This window comes from Candidatus Poribacteria bacterium, from assembly GCA_016866785.1.
Lineage (GTDB): Bacteria > Poribacteria > WGA-4E.
On record VGLH01000159.1, the window covers coordinates 1 to 8,001 of the forward strand.

Here is an 8,001-nt window from a genome sequence, read left to right on the forward strand (position 1 = left end):
GGCGATTTCGAAGATCGCGCTTTCGACGGCAGTATCCGGCAGAAGCGGGTCGACGAAGAGCTCCATCTGTCGCATCCACGTCTCGAAGTCGTGTTCCTCGACGGCTTTCCACTGGCGGAAGTTCGACTCCGCGAGTTTGAAGACGCGGAAGCCCAAGTCCTCGGCGTTTCCGTTCAGCGGGAGCGATTCGTCCCGTTCCTGTTGGACTTTCGCGATGACGCGGCGGATACGCTCTTTGCCGATGTCAGCAACCGTTTGGAAGCCCATGTTCCGCGCGACGGAGTCCTTTGGCGTCGGCTCCGGGAGTTGAACCACGATGAATCGCCTCGATACACCGTCGTTCCTATTTTGCTCTAAGATTGCCTGGGCAAGTGGGCAGACGCCAGCAAAAAAATCAAGGTAGATTGCGTCCTCACCATTTCCCTGTTTCACCAATGCTTTTACAAGCTCAACAGGTTTGGGAAATTCGAAAACTTCAGTGCCGAAGATAGCGCGAAGCGCCTGTGTTCCGGCGCTCGTGGTCGGTACATCCAGCAGACTAGAAAAACCGGTAAATCGGCTCTCTAATTCGTTCAGGAACTTTTTGTGTCGTGGCCTTCCGTCAGGACTCGCTGGCCAAATGATACGCTTTTCTTCGATCTTACGAGCCATCGTCCTCTTGTCGAAGCGCCAACCTTTTTCCGGACATCCGTAGTTGATGTTGGTTTCCGGGTTGATTAAGTCGTAGTGGAGATTCGGTCGCTTGTCTTTCGTCGCTAGACCGAGCATGTTGTCGCTCATCCATGGTCCACGCGGATCATTGTCCGGATTGGTGTACTTTCCTAAATCCTTCTCCTTTCCCTGTACTCTCTGGCCGTAACAGACAACGTACTCGTGGTCGCTAGATACACCCGTTTTGTCACGACTATCAACATTGTGCCGACTTTTCCAGATGAACGCGGCGATAAACTGCTCCTCTCCAAACACTTCATCGAGAAGCATACGAAGCCGTGGTTGTTCTATGTCATCAATGGACACGAACAAGATACCGTCTTCGGCTAGCAACTGCCGCGCGACGAACAGCCGCGGAAACATCATCGAGAGCCACGCGGAGTGATACCGCCCGTTCGTCTCCGTCTTCGACGACGTATGGTTCCCGTTCTCGTCCTTCTGTCCCGTCAGGCGAAGATAGGCGTCCAGCGGATCGGCGTAGTGGTCGCGGTAGACGAAGTCGTTGCCGGTGTTGTACGGCGGGTCAATGTAGATCATCTTCACCCGCCCGGCGTAGGACTTGTAGAGGAGCTTCAGGACTTCGAGATTGTCGCCCTCGATGAACACGTGATTCGTCGTGTCGAACGCGACGGACTCCTCGCGGCAGGGCACGAGGGTCGCCCGCGACGGCATCTGGAGCAGTCGAATCGCGTCCCGCTTGCCCGCCCACGTGAAGGAGTAGCGCTCCGCCCGCGACTCGACGCCCTCACCGAGCGCGGCGCGGAGTTTCTCCACGTCGAGCTTGCCCTCCGTGAAGGCTTCGGGAAAGAGGCGTCTCAGTTCGGCAAGTCGTTCTGCGTTGAGGTCGGGCGTTTCGGCGGCGACTTTGTTCGGCGATTCAGTTCCCATGCTGCGCCGTTCCTCAGTAGGCGGATCGTGTCGAATCTGAGCGCATCTACGTGACGTATACGGACTGTCACGAACGTCCCGTTACGAAATGCGCCTTCGCCAGGATGAGTGGGCTCACAAACGGTTCGCGTCAAGAACGACGCGCATCGGATCGTTGTGACTCCTCCGCGCGTACCTCGTCCACCATCTCTTGCGCGATGCGGTCGGCTTCCTCTTGCGAGATGGGAGCCACGCCCTCCCAGATGCGCTCAAGCGCCTCGAAGTCCTTCGCGCGCTGCTCGCAGTAGCGTTCGTAGGCGCGCGGCGAGATGAGCACGCCCATCTTCTTGTTCCCGCGCTTGATGACGATCTCGTCGTTTTGGTAGAACGCCCGCTCCAGCAGCTCGCCGAGCCGCTGGCGGGCTTCCATGGCGCTGACTTCGCTCCGCATCGTCGTCTCCCTGCTCTGCGAACTCGATGGGTTGATAGCGTTCCTATGGTTAGTATGGTGCGCAGATGGGCGGCGATCAAGGCGGGCAACCACGGTCATCTCATGAATGCGTCCGGTCCCCCAACGACGGGGTCCACACGGTCGTACCGGGCTCCGACGCGACACCGTTCGTCCTCGAACCTGTCGTCGCCTATCCGTCGCTCCCGCGAGCCCCGTTTTCACGAGGCCAGGAAGCGGGAGCCTAGAGTCTCTGGATTCCGCTTGCGCGGGAATGACGAGGCTGGTTGGCTTGGTACGGCGCCCGACGCGTCGCGTTCATGAAATGGCATTGAGCGGGCAACGCGACGTGTTGCCAAGCAGCGTGCTTCCGAGCGATCATGCCGCGTGAAGGGAGCTCGCCGTGCGCCGCATCCCGCCGAAGATGCTGCTCTTTCTCGTCGCCCTCGGCGCGATCGTCTACTGGACCCGCGCCAAGAGCGAGTGGCTGGCGGCGCTCTTGACACTGGGCGTCATCGCTGCTATCGTCATCGTCCGGATGGCGCTCACGGCGTTGTCTCGCCGCAAGGGGAGCGAATCGAACGGGACTCGATGAGCGCGGATGATCAGCCCCAAGCTCCTGAAGCGGCTGCGCGAACGCTCCGGCAGCGTCTTCTCCCTCGGGTGGATGGTCGCAGGCGCGATCGTGGGCGGTGTGGTCGGTTACCTGACGGCGACCCGGACACCGCTGCTGGCGGAACACGATCCGGGGCGGCTCGTCCTGAACGTCCTCGTGATCGGCGTCCCGACGGGCGCGCTCGCCGGTGCGCTCATCGGGTCCAAGGGCTGGCGACGAGGGCGATAGATGGTTCCTTCGGATGACGCTCCCGACGCGAAATCCGCCTCCGATTCCCCCGAAGATGCCATTCAGAAATGGCTCGGAACCGCCGATAGTGCGAAAGATTGTCGAGTAACGTTCGATTGCGAAAGACACTTAGGGGATAGCACCTTATGGGCGTTAACGCGTCCATAAGGGCTTTTTCTTGCCGCATCCCGCCAGTCCTGACGCCATGCCGACCCCTCCCGACGAAGTCCTGCGGCTCGACTTCTACTCGAAACCCGACTGCCCCCTCTGCGACGATGCCCTCAAAGCGCTGGACCGCGTGCTCGGCAAGCTGCGGCGCGTACCCGTCGAGGTGCGCCACTGGAACATCGAGACGGACCCCGCCCTCTTCGAGACCTACCGGCTCATGATCCCCGTCATCGAGCTGGAAGGCGACCAGGTCGCCCTCTACCGCGTGAACGAACGCGCGCTGCGGCGGCGGCTCAAAGACGCCTGGAAGCGCCGTCGGGCGTGACACAACCGGGTCATGTCGCCGTAGGCGAAGAATCTCCGTACTCATGCGGTTCACGAGACTCTTCGTTGCGCCTAGAGTGACACGGTGTCCGGACGGCAACCGGGATCGCCGACGTGCGTGATTTCCGCCCGGATGCACGATCTGGGGCAGTGATCCCGGTCCGATGCGGCGGATAGCCTCGGCACACGCCTTGCTATTGAACACATGATCGCTCCGCGCGGCCGCGGACGGCTCTTGTAGCAATAGCAGGGAGTGCCCCTGATGAACCGCTCACACCATCTCCGGCATCTCAGCGTTCGTACGCTCGGATTCCTGGTCGTTGCCGGTCTTGTCATCGGCGCACGGCTGATTCCGGCACAGTCAGAGAGCGACTCAACCAGTCGCGCGGTGTGGACGCACCCGCAGTTCGATGAGTGGTATCGTGGATATCGGTCGAGTCACGACGCGTCGTCAGCGACCGACTATCGCCACGTCGATTTCGCGGCGTATCCGCAGGATCCTGCGGTTGCCTTCCGCATCATGCTTCGCGGGGCAGACTTTGCCGGAGCCGTTCTGCCCAGCGCGGACCTCCACAATGCAGACTTGACGGGCGCCGACCTGCAGGGAGCTACTCTGGAAAACGCTACTCTCTCCGGTGCGTCTCTCAAGGGAGCGATTCTGTGGAAAGCAGAGCTCCGTCGAGCTCGCCTAGTCAATGCGCTTCTTGATCGAGTCGATCTATCAGATGCCGATCTGTCGGATGCTGTCCTGACGCGCGCGTCTCTTCGGTCCGCTCAACTCAAAGGCTCCATACTGCGGAAGGCGTCGTTGGCTAACGCCTATCTCCTAGACGCAAATCTCGAGGGTGCTTCGTTACAGGAGGCGAATCTGCAGGGCGCTATCTTGTTCGGCGCGAATCTCATCGAAACCAAGACCGATGGAGCGACATTCGCAGGCGCACTTGCCGATCGCTGGACTCGGTTCCCAAACGGTCTGGATCCTATGAAGGCCGGCATCACGATCGTCGACTAGACCCAATCGCCATGTGCGCCAGCAGCTTCGTCCGAGACCGGATTTCGGCGGCTCGCCGTTCTTTGGAGGTATGTCATGGGCGATCCTGGATCCATGCGCATAATCGACCTGTCCTACGTCATCGACGCCGACACGCCCCGCGAACTCCCCATCGGGCCCCCCAAGCTCTACCACACCGCGACCATGCAGAAGGACGGCTACTTCGAATCCCGCGTCGACATCTCCGGACACTGCTCGACGCACATGGACACGCCCTCGCTGATGTACCCCGACGGCTACACGATCGAGCGCGTCGAGCTGAGCCGCCTGACCGGCGTGGCGACCCGCATCACGCTGACCCACCTCAACCCCGGCGACACGATCGACGCCCCAGCTCTCCAGAAGTGGGAGGACGCCGGCGGGAGCTTCCCGCGCGATAGCATCGTCTTTCTCTACACGGGCATGATGCACCGCGTCGCCGACCCCATCTTCAATCGGAACTGGATCGGGCTCGATGGCAGCGGGGCGCAGTGGCTCATCGAGCGGGGCGTCAAGCTGATCGGCACGGACGCCTGCGCCATCGAGAGCATCTGGGGACCCCGCGACGCCTTTCCGGCGCACCACGCGTTCCTGGAGAAGGGCATCCCCATCGTCGAGGACCTGCGCGCGCTCGACGAGCTGCCGGACACGTTCTTCGTCGTCATCGCGCCGATGAAGCTCTCGGGCTCGTCGGGGGCTCCGACGCGCGTCTTCGCGTTCGTCTAGCGTCGCTGCGGGAGGCAGCACACAAGGAGGGAATCGGATGCTGCGGAACCGTCTCGCCGGAACGCTCTTGGCATTGTGGGTCGTGGTCGGGTGCGCGAACCGAGCCGCGCCGCCTACGGTCGAGACGCCGCCGACGCCCGCCGTCGACGTGGGACCGAGGGTGGGGAACCGCGCTCACGCGTTCTCGCTTGAGAACACGGACGGAGGCGCCGTCTCGCTGGAATCCTACCGCGGCAAGCCGGTTGTGCTCGTGTTCTACCGGGGCAAGTGGTGACCGTACTGCACGCGGCAGCTCGGCGAGCTGCAACGATCCGTCGGTGAGTACGAGTCGCGTGGCGCGTCGCTGGTCATGATCAGCGTCGACACGCCGGAGGACTCGCAGGAGTTCCGAACGCAGTACGGCTTGTCGTTCCCGATGCTCAGCGACGGCGACCGGGCGACCATCATCGCCTACGACGTGCTCGACCCGACGGCGAACATCTCCAAACCCGCGACGTTCGTGATCGACAGTGAGGGCATCATCCGCTGGAAGTACGTCGGAGAAGGGAAGGTGGACCGCCCGAAGATCGCGGCGGTTCTCGAGCAGCTCGACGCCCTCCCGAAGTAGCCGCTCAAGACACGAAACCCCCGACGGACCCAACGCCGCCGGGGGTTCTGTCTGTCGGAACCGAACCGGGTCACTTGCTCGCGATGAGATCGATGAACGCCTGGGTTCCCCGCAACTTCTTGGTGTCCTCGTCGCCCGCCGCGAGCTCCTTGAGCCCGGGCTCCCGCTCGAACGCGGCGGCGAAGGAGGCGAGGGCGTCCTTCTGGTTGCCGCGCGCGGCGTGGACGAGTCCCAGGTTGTAGTGGGCGTTGGCGTCGTCGCCGTCGAGCTCCATCGCGCGGCGATGCGCCTTCTCAGCTTCGTCGAGGGAGTTCAGCTTGAAGTAGGCGTATCCGAGGTTGGCGTCGTCGCCGTCGAGCTCCATCGCGCGGCGATGCGCCTTCTCAGCTTCGTCGAGGGAGTTCAGCTTGAAGTAGGCGTATCCGAGGTTGTCGAAGGTCGCCGCGCTCTCCTCGTTGATCGAGAGCGCCTTCTGGTGGCACGCGACCGCCTCGGCGAACTGCCCGAGTTTGTTGTAGGCGCATCCGAGGTTGTCGTGCGCCTCGGCGAAGTTCTCGTTGATCTCGATCGCCTTCTTGTAGGCTTCCGCCGCCTTCTCGAACTGCGCCATTTGCAGGTAAGCGTTCCCCAGATTGTAGAGAGCTTCCGCCCACGTGGGGTTCTGCTCGACGACGGCTTCATACATGACGATGGCGTTGTCGTGCTGAGCGACGGCGGAATAGCAGTTGCCGAGCTCGAAGTAGAGATCGAGCCGTTCGGGAGTCAAGGTGAGCGCGTTGCGGTAGGCTTCGATGGCGGCTTCGTAGTTGCCGCGCTGCGTGTAGCGACGCGCCCGCTCCGCAAACCGGGCGGAGAGCTCCTGCGGATCGCCTTGGACATTTCCCGTCGTGTTCTCGGTCATCAGGTGCTTCCTTACCTCGCTAGAGACCTGCGCCCCGACTGCCTTGGGGCTGATCGATTATCCCGCCATCTCAAGCGTCGGGCGCATAGCACGTCCGTTCACGACCGGCAGGATGCGGAGCGGAACTCCGAGAGCAATACTACTGCAAACCTGGGCGATTTCAAACTACGACGCCACCGCGAACGCGCGTTGGGCGCTACGCGTCAGGACGCCCTCGATCCAGTCGCGAGGTATCCCCGCCGCGACGGCCGCCGGGATGAAATCGTCGGCGAGAAAGGTGTACGGACGGATGTTGCCGCCTCCCGGCTCTCCCGCGTAGTACCATCCCGAATCCTGAGACAGCAGCACGCGGTTGCCGATGCCCTCGGCGCGCGCCCACCTCACCAGGTCCACGTGGAACTCCGCCGGTCGCCAGCCGACCGAGTCGTACTCGACCCAGCCGCCGGCTTCGGCGATCTTCCGGTGGAACTCCCGATCCGCCTCGCTGTCCGCATGAACGCAGACATAGCCACCCAGGGGTACATCTTCTTCGCGCAGCAGCTCGATCGTCTCGAGGGCTGCAACGCCGTGTCCGGTGTGGCAGGCGATCGTCAGACCCGTCCGCCGGTGGGTTCTTGCCGCTGCGCGGACGATCTTCCGCTGCACCTCGACCAGATTCCCCGGATTGACGGCGATCTTGATGAACCCGGGTCGGATGTCGGTTCCGTCGATGCCGCGCTCCCACTCGCGGGCCCACTCGTCGGCGAGCTCGTCGGCGGTCATCTCGAAGGCGCGGGCGGGAAGGAACGGCTCCTTGTAGAAGCCGGTGTTCGTCAGGATGTGGATATCCGCCGCTTCCGAGAGGCGTCGGAGCAGGCGCACGTCCCGTCCGATGTAGGCGGGCGTGCAGTCGACAAACGTGTCGAACCTCTGCGCCTTGAGCGCCTTGAGGTTGGGCAGGATCGCTCCGTAGACGGCGTCGGAGTCCCAGCGGCTAGGGTCGGTCTTGTCGGCTCCGATGAAGTCGCAGAGGACGTGTTCGTGGACGAGCGTGCGCCCAAGCTGTTCCAACGGGATAGAGCCCCGGACGGTCATGGTCGTTGGCATGTCGCTGTCAATCCTTCGAGGTTGCCCTGCGACTCGTGAAGCGGCGTATGCCTCAAACGTCGTACTGGAGCCTGCTGTGGACTTCAGATGATGAGTTCGACAACGCGTTTGAGCATGAGGATGCCAGAGATGACGAAATGAAGTCCAGCCGGCGTCGTGGGCGGTATTCTCAACGTGCGTTGGTATTACGCCCACCCCATGTGGACGATGATCATGGCGACGGACGCGATGAGCATGGGGAGGCTTGGTATAGCCTTTGGTTGCCCGGCTGAGTCGATAGAGGCGGTCT

At 62.4% G+C, this 8,001-nt stretch carries 11 protein-coding genes; 7 read left to right on the forward strand and 4 right to left on the reverse strand.

Annotated elements, in window-relative coordinates; genetic code table 11:
- Positions 1 to 1,599: site-specific DNA-methyltransferase (locus FJZ36_16865; GenBank protein MBM3216571.1), on the reverse strand; the 1,599-nt coding region annotated here is incomplete at its 3' end.
- 130 nt (positions 1,600 to 1,729) lie between these two features.
- Positions 1,730 to 2,128, reverse strand: coding sequence for a type II toxin-antitoxin system Phd/YefM family antitoxin (locus FJZ36_16870; protein ID MBM3216572.1), 399 nt, complete (start codon positions 2,126 to 2,128; stop codon positions 1,730 to 1,732).
- Between the two features lie 301 nt (positions 2,129 to 2,429).
- On the opposite strand from FJZ36_16870, the gene FJZ36_16875 reads away from it, so the two are divergent.
- The 7 genes from FJZ36_16875 to FJZ36_16905 all read left to right on the forward strand — a co-directional run bounded on the left by FJZ36_16875 (position 2,430) and on the right by FJZ36_16905 (position 5,725).
- Positions 2,430 to 2,621, forward strand: coding sequence for a hypothetical protein (locus FJZ36_16875; GenBank protein MBM3216573.1), 192 nt, complete (start codon positions 2,430 to 2,432; stop codon positions 2,619 to 2,621).
- Between the two features lie 6 nt (positions 2,622 to 2,627).
- Positions 2,628 to 2,870: a hypothetical protein gene (locus FJZ36_16880; GenBank protein MBM3216574.1), complete on the forward strand. Its 243-nt coding sequence runs from the start codon at positions 2,628 to 2,630 to the stop codon at positions 2,868 to 2,870.
- 178 nt (positions 2,871 to 3,048) lie between these two features.
- Positions 3,049 to 3,363, forward strand: coding sequence for a glutaredoxin family protein (locus tag FJZ36_16885; protein ID MBM3216575.1), 315 nt, complete (start codon positions 3,049 to 3,051; stop codon positions 3,361 to 3,363).
- A 261-nt stretch (positions 3,364 to 3,624) separates the two neighbouring features.
- Positions 3,625 to 4,374 carry a pentapeptide repeat-containing protein gene (locus FJZ36_16890; GenBank protein MBM3216576.1) on the forward strand — a complete coding sequence of 250 codons (750 nt, stop codon included), beginning with the start codon at positions 3,625 to 3,627 and terminating at the stop codon, positions 4,372 to 4,374.
- Between the two features lie 75 nt (positions 4,375 to 4,449).
- A complete protein-coding gene (locus FJZ36_16895) occupies positions 4,450 to 5,118 on the forward strand; it encodes a cyclase family protein (protein MBM3216577.1) in 669 nt (222 codons plus the stop codon).
- A 37-nt stretch (positions 5,119 to 5,155) separates the two neighbouring features.
- Positions 5,156 to 5,392, forward strand: coding sequence for a redoxin domain-containing protein (locus FJZ36_16900; protein MBM3216578.1), 237 nt, complete (start codon positions 5,156 to 5,158; stop codon positions 5,390 to 5,392).
- A 27-nt stretch (positions 5,393 to 5,419) separates the two neighbouring features.
- Positions 5,420 to 5,725, forward strand: a complete 306-nt coding sequence (locus FJZ36_16905) for a peroxiredoxin family protein (protein MBM3216579.1) — start codon at positions 5,420 to 5,422, stop codon at positions 5,723 to 5,725.
- Between the two features lie 70 nt (positions 5,726 to 5,795).
- Here the strand turns inward: FJZ36_16905 and FJZ36_16910 are convergent, their stop codons facing one another.
- Both FJZ36_16910 and FJZ36_16915 read right to left on the reverse strand, forming a co-directional pair.
- Positions 5,796 to 6,626, reverse strand: a complete 831-nt coding sequence (locus FJZ36_16910) for a tetratricopeptide repeat protein (GenBank protein ID MBM3216580.1) — start codon at positions 6,624 to 6,626, stop codon at positions 5,796 to 5,798.
- A gap of 165 nt (positions 6,627 to 6,791) precedes the next feature.
- Complete coding sequence (locus tag FJZ36_16915; protein MBM3216581.1) at positions 6,792 to 7,712, reverse strand: hypothetical protein; 921 nt, start codon at positions 7,710 to 7,712, stop codon at positions 6,792 to 6,794.
- Positions 7,713 to 8,001: the final 289 nt, after the last annotated feature.

Bases quoted from the DNA above. Each gene is read 5' to 3' on its own strand.
- FJZ36_16870 (MBM3216572.1), bottom strand. From the start codon at position 2,128: ATGACCGTGGTTGCCCGCCTTGATCGCCGCCCATCTGCGCACCATACT.
- FJZ36_16880 (MBM3216574.1), top strand. From the start codon at position 2,628: ATGATCAGCCCCAAGCTCCTGAAGCGGCTGCGCGAACGCTCCGGCAGC.
- FJZ36_16890 (MBM3216576.1), top strand. From the start codon at position 3,625: ATGAACCGCTCACACCATCTCCGGCATCTCAGCGTTCGTACGCTCGGA.
- FJZ36_16895 (MBM3216577.1), top strand. From the start codon at position 4,450: ATGGGCGATCCTGGATCCATGCGCATAATCGACCTGTCCTACGTCATC.
- FJZ36_16900 (MBM3216578.1), top strand. From the start codon at position 5,156: ATGCTGCGGAACCGTCTCGCCGGAACGCTCTTGGCATTGTGGGTCGTG.
- FJZ36_16910 (MBM3216580.1), bottom strand. From the start codon at position 6,626: ATGACCGAGAACACGACGGGAAATGTCCAAGGCGATCCGCAGGAGCTC.
- FJZ36_16915 (MBM3216581.1), bottom strand. From the start codon at position 7,712: ATGCCAACGACCATGACCGTCCGGGGCTCTATCCCGTTGGAACAGCTT.